The organism is Bacillus sp. cl96, assembly GCF_900100505.1.
GTDB classification, from domain to species: domain Bacteria; phylum Bacillota; class Bacilli; order Bacillales; family Bacillaceae_G; genus Bacillus_A; species Bacillus_A cereus.
In genome coordinates, this window is the sequence record NZ_FNDM01000003.1 from 365,458 (window position 1) to 379,760 (window position 14,303).

A 14,303-nucleotide genomic window follows, 5' to 3' on the forward strand; every position below is an offset into this window, starting at 1 on the left:
TTGTGAATGATTATATCATGTATTTTAATTTTCCAAATGATTAAATTCTGTATAAAATGAAATTGTAGAAATATTCATTCAGGTGATATTGGAGGAGAAAAGATGATCAAAAAGGGCTATCATGTAGCTGTTGTTGGGGCTACAGGTGCGGTAGGGCAAAAAATTATTGAACTGTTAGAGAATGAAATGAAGTTTAATATAGTTGAAGTTACATTGCTTTCGTCAAAACGATCCGCTGGTAAGAAAGTAAGATTCAAAGGACGAGAGATAATTATACAAGAGGCAAAAACAACTAGTTTTGAAGGTGTAGATATTGCCTTTTTTAGCGCTGGGGGAGAAGTATCTAGACAATTTGTAACTCATGCAGTTTCTAGTGGTGCGATTGTAATTGATAACACAAGTGAGTACCGAATGGCACAAGGTGTACCGCTCGTTGTTCCGGAAGTGAATGCGCACACTTTAAAACAGCATAAAGGTATCATTGCAGTTCCAAATTGTTCAGCACTACAGATGGTAACAGCACTTCAGCCGATTCGAAAATCATTTGGTTTAGAAAGAATTATCGTTTCAACATATCAAGCTGTATCGGGTTCTGGCATTCATGCGATTCATGAATTACGAGAGCAGGCTAAGTCTATACTTGCAGGTGAAGAAGTGAAGAGTGATATATTACCGGTGAAAAAAGATAAAAAACATTATCCAATAGCATTTAATGTACTGCCTCAAGTAGATATATTTACAGACAATGATTTTACTTTTGAAGAAGTCAAAATGATTCAAGAAACGAAGAAAATATTAGAAGATGAAAACTTGAAAATGGCAGCTACTTGTGTACGTGTTCCAGTTGTATCAGGGCATTCAGAATCGGTTTATATAGAACTGGAAAAAGAAGCAACCGTTGCGGAAATTAAGGAAGTATTAATGGGTGCACCAGGTGTTATTTTGCAGGATAACCCTAGTGAACAGCTGTATCCAATGCCATTATATGCAGAAGGGAAAATAGATACATTTGTCGGAAGAATACGTAAAGATCCTGATACGCCAAACGGATTCCACCTCTGGATTGTTTCCGATAACCTATTAAAAGGTGCGGCTTGGAATTCAGTTCAAATCGCAGAGACTTTAGTGGAAAAGGGGATACTTTAATATAGTTTAAAAAACTGGGAAATCGTTAATGATTTCCCAGTTTTTATTTCATAATGGTTTTCTATATTTCGACCAACTTTACTTTAAATTAGTTGTTATTGAATTTTTATAAATATCTACTTTATGTGCAGTGAAGCGTAAGGTTTTGGATTCTGCATGAATTGTAAGGTTAATAATAATCGATAACGGCATTTCGACCGTTTTCACAATATCTTCTATAGCAATATACTCATTTTCTGTTTCGTTATAATAAACAACAGAACGGATTACTGCCTCGTTACCTTCAATATCAATTTCACACATCATAGGGAATTTTTCACCATTATGTAAGAATAGTTCGCCTAGTACGATTGAACCGTTTAACTCCTCTGTAAAATTAGTAGTTGTTGCTGGTTTTACCCATGTTTCGTCATGTTCTTCATTTTCCTCTTCATCTATTGCCCATTCCCATATGGGGTTTTGTTTTAGGTCTTCAATAGTTAATTCATCAATTGGTTTGCAACTACTCATACATAAATTCTCCTTTTATTTTGATAAATAAGTTTTTTGATTTCATGAATTAGATGATTGCTTATAAGTGGGTTTAACAAAGTATTTTGCTCATTTGATATCCAAACTACTTTATTTTGAAATAAAGCTATTACAGCAATATTAACAAAACTTTAATTGTCTAGTAAATAATTATTAGTGGAGATATTAAAATGGGATGGTGTTAAAGAAAGATAGTAAAAAACATCAAGGATGAATGAAATCCATTTGGTACGATATGGATATATCCAATGTGAGGGGGAGTTTGATGTATCAAGTAAAGGGGTATTTTTCATCATTAAAAGGAAGTTATTATGAGATTGGAAAGCAACAAGGGGAATTCGTGAAACAAAATCCGTATCTCATCCCGCAATTTATACACGAAGAAAATGTAATATCTAATAACCATTGGACAGAATCGAGAAATATACTAAACAAACATTGTCCAGGCATAAATGAAGAAATTGAGGGGTTTTGTGAAGTGTTAAAAATTCCTTCAAAAAATATGATGTATTACTATCAAACACTATTGAAAGCAGGTTGTAGTCATTGTGCAGTATTACCTAAAAAGACCGATTTAGAGCACACATATGTATTAAGGAATTATGATTTGTCACCAGTAATAGATGATATGCGTTTTTGTTCAACTCATGTTGAAGGTGCGTATGCACATAGTGGCTTTTCTACTCAATATTTTGGCCGAACGGAAGGGATAAACGAGCATGGATTAGCTGTTACATTTTCAGCATGTGGTCAACCAGTAGGAAATATTGCAGGTTTAAGAAAGCCAATGGTGAGTGGTTTACAATGTTTTGCGGTAATTCGATTGTTGTTGGAGAAATGTAAAAATGTGCAGGAAGCTAAGTTACTAATAGAAGAAATCCCAATTGCTAGTAATATTAATTTAATAATAGCTGATCCTTTAAATGCAGCATATATTGAAATATTGGACGGTCATAAATCCACAATAACGATTGATGATGAAAAACAAGCTTTTATTGTATCAACAAACCATGCAGTTAGTTCATCAATTCAGAAATTAAATAATAGGAAATTAGAACAATCAACAAAGAGATATTACCTTTTACATGAGCATTTAAATAGATGTGAACAAGTAAGCATAGAGTCTTTAAAAAAGTTAGTAGAAGAAGAATATCCTGCTGGACTTACTGTGCATAACTATGAAGAATGGTTTGGAACTTTACATTCTGTATTATTCGATTTACATGATCGTACAATGAAGATTTGTTTCGGATCACCACTTTTAAACGACTGGTATTCATTGAAAGTTGGAGGAAGTATGCCGTTTTCTGAGGTGAACGTGAACTTTAAAAATAAAACTTATACTGACTTTTGGAAGGAAGATAAGAATGAATTGATACCTAAAAGATAAATGGGATAAGATGGTGATGTAAAGAGTGCATTTACACTGGAGGGATTACCAATGCTGAAAGTTATGTTACCATTTGTTCTTATCTTTTTTCTTATTATTGCGATGTATATTGCTTATCAAAAGAGAAAAAAATCTGGGATAAAAGGATTGAAAAGTGCGTTAACTTCTATTTGCTTCTTTTCACTTGCAATCTTAAATATGTTTGCATATTGGTTTCATTTTGGCGGTGCTTTTACTTGGTTATTTTCAATTGTATTATTGCTAGTTGGTGCATATTTTACTAAATATATTCCAATATCTAAAAGGGTACATTAAAGTTTATAGGAGTTAAATATAATGTTTACTTTGTTTTGAAAAGAGATTATTCTACTAGATCGTTGTGAAACGGTTTCATAGGATAATCTCTTTTGTTTAGTTTTGGAAAGAACGTACTGTGCTTTTTAGTTGCTCAATAAATTCTCGAGTTGCAGCACACATATATTTATCTTTTCTATAAATTAGCCCTATTTCAATTGTTGGAGTAGGCTTTTCTATTTTAATAGCTTGAATGTTATTATTTTGTAAAAAGTCTATATATGGTTTGGGTAACACTGTAATTCCCATTCCTTTGGAAACCATTTGGATTAAAGATTCCATCGTGCTAATTTCTAAAATTGGTCTTGGTTTAAAGTTTAACTTTTGACAATGAGATGTAATTAGTTCGGTTAAAAAGAAATTTTTAGGTAAAAGAATTAAAGGATAGTTCTGTAATTCAGCAATAGATACATGATTACGTTCAGCTAATCGATGACCAGTGGGCACGACTAATGTAAGATCGCTTTTGTATAGAGGGATGGAGATAATCTCTTTATCTTGCACCGGGAGAAATGTAATTCCAATATCTAGTTCGTTTTGTAATAATTTTTCACGAATATCTCCTGTACGAAGCCCTAATACAGAAAGCTCTATATTAGGATATAAATTATTAAAATTTAAAATAGCTGGTGGTAGTAAATAATTTACGACGGTTAACAAAGCCCCTATTGTTAAGGAACCTTGCTGTAATCCGTTTAGGTCTTGAATAGCTGAACGAGCTTGTTCGACTTCATGAAAAATGGTTTTACTATGTGATAATAAAACCTTCCCTGCTTCAGTTAAAGATATTTTTTTACCAATTCGATCGAAAAGTGGCATTCCTACTTCATTCTCTAATGCACGTATTTGTTGACTTAGTGAAGGCTGTGAAATATTTAATTTCTCAGCTGCTTTTGTGAAATGTAATTCTTTTGAAACAGCTAAAAAGTATTCAAGTTGTCGTAATTCGATTGGAATCACCTCAAGTATAATAATAGGTTATACCTATCATTATTATATAAATAATTGAATTGAACAATGATTTTAGAGGTTTTATAATCATCTTTATATAACAGAGAGGTTTGTAAAAATTAATCGAGAGAAAATACATGTAACACCTGTAAAGGAGGAAATAGAATGGCTAATGAATATCAATTATTATCTTTAAATATAGGATTACCAAAAGAGGTTACATACGGCGGAAAAGTAATTCATACAGGCATAAATAAGAAACAAGTAAAGGAACCGGTATATTTATCCTTTGTAAAATTTAATGGGGATGGACAAGCTGACTTAGTTCATCATGGAGGAGTAGATAAAGCAGTTTGTGTTTATACTGGTGATCACTATCCATATTGGGAAAAAGAATTGAATCAAGATTTTGTATATGGGGCTTTCGGAGAAAATATAACAGTTAGTGGTATGCGCGAAGAGGATGTTTGTATTGGTGATACGTTTGAGCTAGGACAGGCAATCGTACAGGTAACACAACCAAGGCAACCTTGTTTTAAATTAGCAAAAAAATATAATATTCCAAAGTTACCACTATATTTTCAAGAAACAGGATATACAGGATTTTATTTTCGTGTATTAAAAGAAGGATGGGTATCATCAGTCGATACCTTAAAAAAACTACAGTCTAATCCAAAAGGTGTTTCAGTAGCGTTTGCTAATCGTATCATGCATAAGGAAAAACAAAATATTGAAGGGGTAAAAAGGATATTAGAAGTAAATGCACTTTCATGTAGTTGGAGAAAGTCTTTTGAAAAGCGTATAAGTGGAGAAGAAATTAATACGAAGGAAAGACTTGAAGGAATAAAAGACTAAAAATATTTTATTATAAATAGTGTATTTCTATTAGTAAAAGCTAATTAGAAAGCGCTATTTTTGTATAATAAACTAATTAATATCCAAAAATCTTAATATCGTTTTATTCGACTTATTTTCAAATAGTCAAAACATAAAATTAATTAGACTTTTTTTTTATGTTTTGTGATAGTATATTGATTGGTAAGACCTCTATTTTTAAGAGTAGGTCATATAAGTATATCTAATTTAATGGAATTTAACATTTGGAGGTACAACATGGGGAATGTTGAAAAATTGGCAAGTCTTCTAATAGAAGAACCGAAAAGAGAGCAGTTATTTCCTTTATTTGAAGAAGTGTTTGGAATTACAAATCAAACATTGAATGATTTTTCGGATAAAGGATATTGGGATGATACATATAAAGCTTTATCATTTTTACAAGAAGATAAAGTGATTGCAAATGTTGCGGCATTTTCACTCCCATTATTAATTAATGGTGAAAAAATAAATGCAGCGGGTATTCAATCAGTAATGACACACCCTAATTTTCGTAGACAAGGGTTAATGACACAATTAATGGGTAAAATGATAGAAGAAATCGATAAGAAATGTGAATGTGCATTATTGTTTACGGAAAACCCTGAACTATATACAGCATTTGGATTTAAAGTTGTGCAGGAATATTTGATGACTATACCATATGATAAAAATATTAATAATAACGATTCACTACTTAAAAAGTTAGATTACTATAATATAGAGAATAGACAGTTAATACATGAAACTATTGATAGTAGCCAAAGACTTTCAAATAGTTTTTCAACTTTAAACTTCCATCCTTCATTTTATTTGAATATGTATGATTCGGAATGGAATGAGAAATTGTATTATTCAGAGAAACTAGATGCTCTAATCGTTTATGAAGTAGAAAATGAAAAGTTGAAATTATTTGGAGTATTTGCGCCAGTACTTCCGGTTTTAGATGAATTATGTGGAGAAATCAATGAAAGGTTTACGGAAATCGAATTTTATTTTTCTCCGGATCAATTAGGGGTTGAGGAAGTACAGTTTACAGAAGTACAGTCTAGCAAGTATTTAATGGTTCGAAGTGATAAAGAGTTAGATTTTAAAGGTTATAAATTCCCAGTATTAGCGGAGTTTTGAATGTCTATATAAATGCTTTATTATGGAGGAGCTATGAATATATCGTATATACCAGAACATATTGAGCAACTCACTATAATGAATGTACCTGAATACTATAAAATTAATGATAATCATGCGTTTATTGTCCGTTCGAAAGCAGAAACTGATTTTTGGCTTAAAACACATTATGGTTTTGAAGTAATGAATGGTCATGTATTTTATAATGAGATGATGACAGACTTTCAAGCTGAAGTTCAGTTACGTATGAATCCAAATTCAAAATTCGATCAAGCAGGTCTTTTGGTTATGATTTCGGAGAACTGTTGGCTAAAAACATCTTTAGAATATATCCCCGAAGGGCCATCTCACTTAGGTGCTGTCGTAACGAATAATGGATATTCTGATTGGTCAACGCAAGATTATCCAACTGAAGCAGCTAAGCAACAACTGCGTTTTCGAATTATTCGAAAACGCGGTGATTATACAATATATGTGAAAAAGAGACATCAATGGGAACAAATAAGAATCGCTCATTTAATGGAGGATATAGGAAATGAGCCTATTAAAATAGGTTTTTACACGTGTAGTCCTTCTAAAAATAAGGGATTTGAGACTGAGTTTTTACATTTTACAATTGAAGAATTATAGATGAAAAACCGTATTCTTTTCATTAAGAATGCGGTTTTTGTATTTACATAATATAAAGCATATGTATTGACCAGAAAGTCATTAATACTTATCATTTAATAATGTTAAATATTAATTTACATAATATAATAGAAGTAATGAAGAAATTACAAAAAATATCGCTTAAATAAGGAGGGATATGAATTATTCAGTGGTAATTTCATGGGAAAAGGAGACTATGTATGAAATCATTTCGTAAGTTATTACAGTATTTAAAACCATACATGTTCTTCGCTATTATTGGACCGCTATTTATGGTACTTGAGGTTGCGATGGACTTAATTCAACCGACTATTATGCAACATATCATTGATGTTGGGATTGCAAATCGGGATTTAAATTATGTAATAAAAATGGGGCTTCTTATGATAGGAGCAGCAGCACTCGGTTTAGTTGGAGGGCTTGGGTGTATGATGTATTCTACAAAAGCAGCTGTTAATTTCGCTACTGACATACGAAAAGATGTGTTTGCGAAAATAGAAACATTTTCTAGTAATAATCGTGATTCATTTGGAACAGGTAAATTATTAACGATCGTGACGAATGATATCACTTCCATTCAATCAGCAATGACGATGACATTACGTGTTCTCGTTCGTGGTCCGCTGTTATTTATCGGAAGTATAATTATTGTTTTTGTAACAGCAAGAGAGTTATTTCCAATATTACTTGTAGTTGTTCCGATTTTATTACTTGCGATTATTTTAATTGCAAGTAAAGCAAGTGGTACATTTAAAAAGGTGCAAGAGGCATTGGACAAAGTGAATACAAAGTTACAAGAAAATTTATCTGGTGTACGTGTTATAAAAGCGTATGTAAGACAAAAATATGAAATCGCTCAATTTGGAAGTGTAAATACAAATTTAACGAAGATAAATATTCGAGCTGTGCAGCTTATTTCTTTAATGATGCCAATCATTATGCTAGTTGTAAGTGGGGGGATTGTCGCAACATTATGGATTGGTGGAGAAAAAGTATTCAATGGAACGCTTCAAGTAGGAGCGATTTTGGCATTTATTAATTACTTGAATATCATTTTAATGTCACTTATGTCGATTAGCATGGTATTTATTCAAATTGCGAGAGCTTTTCCATCTGCGGATCGTGTACAGCAAGTGTTAAATACCGAGGTTGATATAATAAGCGAAGCGAATGCAATCGAACCTGAGAAAATCGAGGGGAATATCGAATTTAAAAATGTTAGTTATAGCTATACGAAAAATAATGAATACGTTTTAAAAGATATTTCGTTTAACATACAAAAAGGTGAAAAAGTAGGGATTATTGGATCAACTGGAAGTGGTAAATCTACCTTAGCGAAACTGTTACCACGTCTATATGATGTGGATCAAGGTGAAATATGTATAGATGGAATAGATGTTAAAACATATGATTTGCAAAAACTCCGTGCTTCAATAGGGTTTGTACCTCAGAAGGCTTTGTTGTTCTCAGGTAGTATAGAAGAGAATTTACGTTATGGTAAAGAAAATGCAACACTTGATGAGCTGGAAGTAGCAGCTGCATCAGCTTGTGCGACTGAGTTTATCAATAAGCTGGAAGAATCTTATCAATATAATTTAACACAAGGTGCGACAAATCTATCAGGTGGACAAAAACAACGTGTATCAATTGCAAGGGCACTTGTGAGAAAACCACCGATTCTCATATTAGATGATTCTACATCAGCAGTTGATGCAAAATCAGAGGCTACTATTCAAACAGCTTTAAAAACAAAATATAAAGGCACAACGACTTTATTAATCGCGTCCAAAATTTCTTCCATAATGGATGCGGATAAAATACTTGTATTAGATAATGGTGAATTAGTTGGCAATGGTACACATGAACAATTGTTAGAACGAAGTGAGGTTTATCAGGAAATTTATCTTTCCCAAGGTGGTAATTTGCATAAAGAAGGTGGGGAAGAACATGCGTAATTTTCAAGGGCAATTTGCTAATAAAGGTGGACGAAACACGCCAAAGATGGGGAAAGCTAAAAATGCTCAAGGAACTGTAATGCGGATATGGAACTATATGGGCTACCAAAAAGCTGCTCTTATGTTTGTTATATTTCTAGTCGTTGTTACTACTTTACTTGGATTATTAGGTCCCTATTTTATGGGGATCATTATAGATCAATATATTGTACCGAAAGATTTAAGTGGTACAGCAAGAATGTGTATGTTACTTATCGCAATTTACGGTATAACTGTACTTTTAACATGGTTACAAACATTTGTCATGATTAACGTTGCATTAAAAACAATTCAAAAAATACGACAAGATATTTTTGAGAAAATCCAAACGCTTTCTTTACGGTTCTTTGATGTGCGTTCCCAAGGTGATTTAATGAGCCGTGTGACAAATGATATAGATAATTTGAATCAAGCTTTGACACAAAGTGTTGTACAAATTATTTCATCAGCGTTAACTTTTATAGGTGTAACGATTGCGATGTTCGCTTTAAATTGGATTTTAGCAATTGTAACTTTAATTACAGTACCTATTATGTTTTACGTTACAAAAAAACTAGTTGCATATAGTGGTAAAAACTTTGCGAAGCGTCAAAAAGATTTAGGTGAATTAAATGGATTTATTGAGGAAGCAATTACAGGTGCGGATGTTACAACGTTGTACGGAAAAGAAAAAGAAACTGTACAAAATTTCAATAAAATTAATGAACAGCTAAGAGTTTCAGCTACGAAGGCTGATACATTTTCAGCTTTTATTTTTCCAAGTATGAACTTTATTAATAATTTAGGTATGGGCCTTGTCATTGGGACTGGATCAGTTATGGTCTTAAACGGAATGACAACAGTAGGAGTTATTGCGGCTTTTATTAATTATTCTCGTCAATTCTCAAGACCGCTAAGTCAATTTGCGACTTTAATGAATACAATTCAAGCGGCAGTTGCTGGTGGAGAACGTGTTTTTGAAATTATGGATGAGGTACCAGAAATTCAAAATAAAAAAGACGCATTCGTTGTACAAAATTTACAAGGGCATGTTGCACTTGAGAATGTTTCATTTGGCTACGCAGAAAATAAAACGATTTTAAAAGAAGTGAGTCTTAAAGCGCAGCCAGGAGAGACAATTGCTTTAGTTGGTCCGACTGGATCAGGGAAAACAACAATCATTAATTTATTAACTCGCTTTTACGATATACAGCAAGGACAAATTCATATTGATGGAAAAGATATAAAAGATTATGATATTAATTCTTTACGAAGTAAAATAGGAGTAGTTTTACAGGATACGTATTTATTTGCTGGTTCGATTATGGATAATATCCGTTATGGACGCTTAGATGCTACTGATGAAGAAGTTATCACTGCAGCTAAGGCAGCATCTGCACATTCTTTTATTAAGCATTTGCCAAATCAATATGAAACAGAAATTGCTTCAGAAGGATCGAATTTAAGTCAAGGACAAAAACAACTTCTAGCGATTGCACGAGCAATTTTAGCAGATGCAGATATATTAATTCTCGATGAAGCGACATCAAATATTGATACAAGAACAGAATTACAAATACAAGCAGGACTAAATAATTTAATGAGAGGTCGCACAAGTTTTGTGATCGCTCATCGACTTAAAACAATTGAAAAAGCAGATCAAATTCTTGTTATAAAAGATGGAAATATTTTAGAAAGAGGGAATCATGAATCTCTCATGGAAGATAGAGGGTTTTATTTTGATTTGTATACGAGCCAGTTTAAAATATAGTAAAAGCATTGATATGTTGCGGTTTCTCTTGAGAGGAGAAACCGTATTTTTATATTTGTAAATGTTACTATTCGAATGGTCTTTCACTACATATTTTAACAGCACCCCCTTGTATTCTAGGAAAAACATGTGAATAACGATTTAATGTTATGAACATATCTTTATAACTGAAGTGTTTACTTACAGTCTTTGGATGTATACCTTGTTTCAAAAGTAGCGTAGCATGTGTATAACGTAAATCATAAAATCGAACTTTAAAAATTGGAATTTAAATAAAAAGAGCGCTGTTAAAAGCGCTCTGAGACAAATCATATATTTAGAGAGGAGTCAAGATAATATATGGATATTGTGTGAGAATGTTGTAGGTTTTAATGAAAAATAAAGCACACATATAAGTGTGCTTTTATGAACGCTTTAGATTTGTATGACTATATAGTCATACAATAAAATATGCTTGTTTAATATAAATGTGTGTCAAATCTATAAAAAGATATTGTGTATAAGGAACAATAAATGTTAATTAGCCAAGTCTTTTGTTTTTATCCTGCTATTTGCCGGGTAGTAAGACCCCCACCTCAAAATTCAGCAGAAGCAAAGAAGTTAGGTGGGGGCTGGACTGCCCGTAAAGTCCGATTGGTGAGGGCTGATTAAAGTTTCACTTTATTAACGAATTTGTGCAACTGTTAACGCTGCAGAACGAATATCTACTGTACCTATTACTTCAACGGGGACAATTTGAAGTAAATCACCAGGGTTTAAGTTAATTAGAATGACACCACTTGATACATCGACTTCACCAGTTCCTATAATATTAGAACGGACTGCGGTTCCGGATCCTGCAATAACATTAGTCGATGAATTTAATGTCAAGAAAAAGCGTGCTGCTTCCGGGGCTAATGGAAGGTTATCAAGGCTAATCGTTAATGTATAGCTAATTTGATAAATACCAGCTACCTGAATTTTAATACCAGTTCCAGTACTAATTGTATCATTGATTACAGGGACAGTAATATTAGGATTTGGGCCTGTACTAGGTAATAGTAGTGGTGTAAATAATGTTGCGAATTGAGGTGAAGTAGCATTGAATGCAAAACCTAGGGCAGGTAGTGTACTAGGTGCGTGTGCTTCACAATTAAAATTAGCGAATTTACGAATGGATGAGCGCATATTTTCACTCCTTTCTTGTATTTAGATTTCGTGAGTATTAACTTCACATTTTGGACAAGCATAATACAATATATGAAAATTTATAGTAGATAGTGCACAAGCTTCACTATTACGAATAAAGCAATGAATAATAATAAATACTATATGGAAAAGCAGTTAGCTAACTGCTTAGTAGGTTCTCCAAGAGCAAATAGGCGCAAAATTATTGCACTCTCAAAAAGATCAATACAGATAAGTACTCTTTTTGAGAGTGAGTATAAATTTCTATCATTCTATCTAGTATTTGCACTGTATTATGTAGTTGCTACTAAAATTGATGTGAATTTTTAAAATTAGAGGTTTCTTTTAATGAAACCTCTAAAAAGACAACTAAATTTACGTTATAGTAAATTCAATTGCGATAGGAGTGCCTCCATCTAGGACTGCTCCTCCTACAATAGTAGCAGCTGTAGTAGTCACACCAGTAATAGTATCACCTGTTTGAATAACACCATTAATATAAAGTGTTAAAAAGGCATAAGAAGCAGGGAATGTTGTTACAGCACCAGTGTCATCAGTGAAGTCTGTGTTAGCAAAAGTTAAATCTGCTCCAGCAGCAGTTCCTGTTGCTGCTGTACTTACAAATCGTCTTCCTGCTATAAAAGGTTTAACGATAGGCATTTATATTCACCCCTTTTTGAGAATTAACTTAGACAAGTTTTTTGAAAGTTTTGTCCTGTATCGTATATTATGCTGTGCTTCTACTAAGAGATACGGCTTGTATACTAGTAAATAAGTATAATTATTATGCGTTTTATAAGTTAGGTTCTTATAAGTAATTAAGTGGTTAAGGGTGGATTTTGTATATGGTATGTTTATGTTAAAAAAGAGAGCTCTTTTAGAAAGAGCTCTTAATCAAATTATTATTTTAGTGTTGGAGGGAAACTGGCGGCCTCAGTGACAGATGGTAGAAATAATTTACGTGGTATTGTAATAAATTCAAGCGCAATTTGCTTTGGATAAAAAAGTATTTGAGTTAAATCTAGAGCATGTATTAATAGTATCATGAAGCTTGTAAGAATGATAAAACTACCCCAAAAGAAACTTTTTGAAGTGTTGCGGAAATCTTTTATTAAAGAAAAGAATGAAAAAAATGCGGTAACAATGAGAATAAAAAATTTATACTTATCAGCCATTGTGATCCTCCTAAAGAACAGTAATTTATATTATATCGTATTTTTCAATATTATTATAAAAAGATTTTAAAGTGAATAATAAGAAAAAAATAAAGCCATAACTTAAAATCTTAGTTTAGGTTCTATTGTTTGAATTCTTTGTTTTAGAAGGTATAAAATCTGAAATTGAAAATTTTCCAAATGAACTACCATTTTTTATTTCTGATCCAACATCAAGTGCTTAATGAAATGGTATGAAAGATTATAGGCTAGTGATACGAGATTAAATAAGAGGAATTTCCGTGCAGCAAGAGTTCTAGCTCAGATTTCTACTAGAGAAAAGTATTTAGTTGGAGTTGGTATGTTAATAAAAAACGGATGGATGTCGAAACTAAATATTCATGACATTAAGGACAAAGATCAGGAAATATAATTTGGTATTCTGGGAATAACCGGAGATCCGTAGTTAAGGTTGCATAGTATTTGTATTTTTTTTCTAATTTTTCAATTGTTGTTAAGTGATGAGAACCTAATCCGCGTCGTACACTATGTTGAGAAAGAGTAGGCCCGATTTGTAATTTTCGTTTTTTCATTGCATCGTTCCATGGACTATAAAAAAATTTAAAAATAAAAGCAGGTTCCATGTAAATGCTATAAGGATAATGCGAACCATGTCTCCCGACTCTATAGTTCCCGTGCGAATTATTGTGAATTAATCTACCGTTAAGATATAGTTGGTTTGGATTAGGTTGAATTATTATGCCGTGATAACGTTGTTTAACAAGCGGAGAGCTATATCTTGGATTAGTGTAGCCATGAGTCGGTTCATCAATCATCATAATCATTCTTATTGAAAACATATTGCCGCCCATAGTGTTAAGTGATTTGAAAAATTGTTCTTTATTATAACAGCACAGGAATTCTGTCGTATTTAATACCATTTTCCATCCTGTAATTTCTCTTTCAATTTCCATAACTTCTTGATCAACTAAATAAGCATCAAATTCGAATGATTTTGAGTTTCGTATTTCCCAATTAGGAGCGAATGTTTTACAGATTTCAACTGAACGATCAGTGGATCCACGGTTAATAAGAATGCCATGATCAAATAGCTTTGTATGGTGCATTAACCACCACGGAAGTAAATATTCTTCATTGTAAAAATGAGAAATTAAAGTAGTCTTAATCAAAATCACCTCCGTATTTAACCTGCT

Annotated in this window: 14 protein-coding genes; 8 read left to right on the top strand and 6 right to left on the bottom strand. The window is 32.5% G+C overall.

The window, feature by feature from the left end:
- Positions 1-102 precede the first annotated feature (102 nt).
- Complete coding sequence (locus tag BLT20_RS09535) at positions 103-1,146, top strand: aspartate-semialdehyde dehydrogenase (protein WP_000591710.1); 1,044 nt, start codon at positions 103-105, stop codon at positions 1,144-1,146.
- A gap of 78 nt (positions 1,147-1,224) precedes the next feature.
- On the opposite strand, the gene BLT20_RS09540 is transcribed toward BLT20_RS09535, so the two are convergent.
- On the bottom strand, positions 1,225-1,656 hold the full coding sequence (locus BLT20_RS09540) for a hypothetical protein (protein WP_000093104.1): 432 nt from the start codon (positions 1,654-1,656) through the stop codon (positions 1,225-1,227).
- 286 nt (positions 1,657-1,942) lie between these two features.
- On the opposite strand from BLT20_RS09540, the gene BLT20_RS09545 reads away from it, so the two are divergent.
- Together BLT20_RS09545 and BLT20_RS09550 are read left to right on the top strand one after the other, a co-directional pair.
- Positions 1,943-3,067, top strand: coding sequence for a C45 family autoproteolytic acyltransferase/hydrolase (locus BLT20_RS09545; protein ID WP_000285231.1), 1,125 nt, complete (start codon positions 1,943-1,945; stop codon positions 3,065-3,067).
- Between the two features lie 51 nt (positions 3,068-3,118).
- Positions 3,119-3,382, top strand: coding sequence for a hypothetical protein (locus BLT20_RS09550; RefSeq protein ID WP_000921854.1), 264 nt, complete (start codon positions 3,119-3,121; stop codon positions 3,380-3,382).
- Between the two features lie 96 nt (positions 3,383-3,478).
- Here the strand turns inward: BLT20_RS09550 and BLT20_RS09555 are convergent, their stop codons facing one another.
- A complete protein-coding gene (locus BLT20_RS09555) occupies positions 3,479-4,381 on the bottom strand; it encodes a LysR family transcriptional regulator (RefSeq protein ID WP_073339594.1) in 903 nt (300 codons plus the stop codon).
- A gap of 156 nt (positions 4,382-4,537) precedes the next feature.
- Between BLT20_RS09555 and BLT20_RS09560 the strand changes: the two genes are divergently transcribed.
- The 5 genes from BLT20_RS09560 to BLT20_RS09580 all read left to right on the top strand — a co-directional run bounded on the left by BLT20_RS09560 (position 4,538) and on the right by BLT20_RS09580 (position 10,768).
- Positions 4,538-5,227 carry an MOSC domain-containing protein gene (locus BLT20_RS09560; RefSeq protein WP_001262991.1) on the top strand — a complete coding sequence of 230 codons (690 nt, stop codon included), beginning with the start codon at positions 4,538-4,540 and terminating at the stop codon, positions 5,225-5,227.
- Positions 5,228-5,485: 258 nt separating this feature from the next.
- A complete protein-coding gene (locus BLT20_RS09565) occupies positions 5,486-6,373 on the top strand; it encodes a GNAT family N-acetyltransferase (protein WP_000528668.1) in 888 nt (295 codons plus the stop codon).
- 33 nt (positions 6,374-6,406) lie between these two features.
- Positions 6,407-7,003 carry a DUF1349 domain-containing protein gene (locus BLT20_RS09570; RefSeq protein ID WP_001027678.1) on the top strand — a complete coding sequence of 199 codons (597 nt, stop codon included), beginning with the start codon at positions 6,407-6,409 and terminating at the stop codon, positions 7,001-7,003.
- Between the two features lie 221 nt (positions 7,004-7,224).
- Positions 7,225-8,979, top strand: a complete 1,755-nt coding sequence (locus BLT20_RS09575) for an ABC transporter ATP-binding protein (protein ID WP_000834784.1) — start codon at positions 7,225-7,227, stop codon at positions 8,977-8,979.
- Complete coding sequence (locus tag BLT20_RS09580) at positions 8,972-10,768, top strand: ABC transporter ATP-binding protein (protein WP_001243550.1); 1,797 nt, start codon at positions 8,972-8,974, stop codon at positions 10,766-10,768. Before BLT20_RS09575 ends, BLT20_RS09580 begins: the two co-directional genes overlap by 8 nt.
- A gap of 663 nt (positions 10,769-11,431) precedes the next feature.
- Here BLT20_RS09580 and exsF read toward each other — a convergent pair.
- The 4 genes from exsF to BLT20_RS09610 all read right to left on the bottom strand — a co-directional run bounded on the left by exsF (position 11,432) and on the right by BLT20_RS09610 (position 14,279).
- A complete protein-coding gene (gene exsF / locus BLT20_RS09590; protein WP_001257868.1) occupies positions 11,432-11,935 on the bottom strand; it encodes an exosporium protein ExsF in 504 nt (167 codons plus the stop codon).
- Positions 11,936-12,310: 375 nt separating this feature from the next.
- The gene (locus BLT20_RS09595) at positions 12,311-12,595 is read right to left on the bottom strand and encodes a DUF4183 domain-containing protein (protein WP_001123247.1); all 285 of its coding nucleotides are present in this window, start codon (positions 12,593-12,595) and stop codon (positions 12,311-12,313) included.
- Positions 12,596-12,837: 242 nt separating this feature from the next.
- On the bottom strand, positions 12,838-13,110 hold the full coding sequence (locus BLT20_RS09605; protein WP_000774114.1) for a hypothetical protein: 273 nt from the start codon (positions 13,108-13,110) through the stop codon (positions 12,838-12,840).
- Positions 13,111-13,496: 386 nt separating this feature from the next.
- Positions 13,497-14,279 (bottom strand): glycosyltransferase family 2 protein, encoded by a 783-nt coding sequence (locus tag BLT20_RS09610; RefSeq protein WP_000598280.1) that lies wholly within the window; start codon positions 14,277-14,279, stop codon positions 13,497-13,499.
- Between the last annotated feature and the right edge of the window lie 24 nt (positions 14,280-14,303).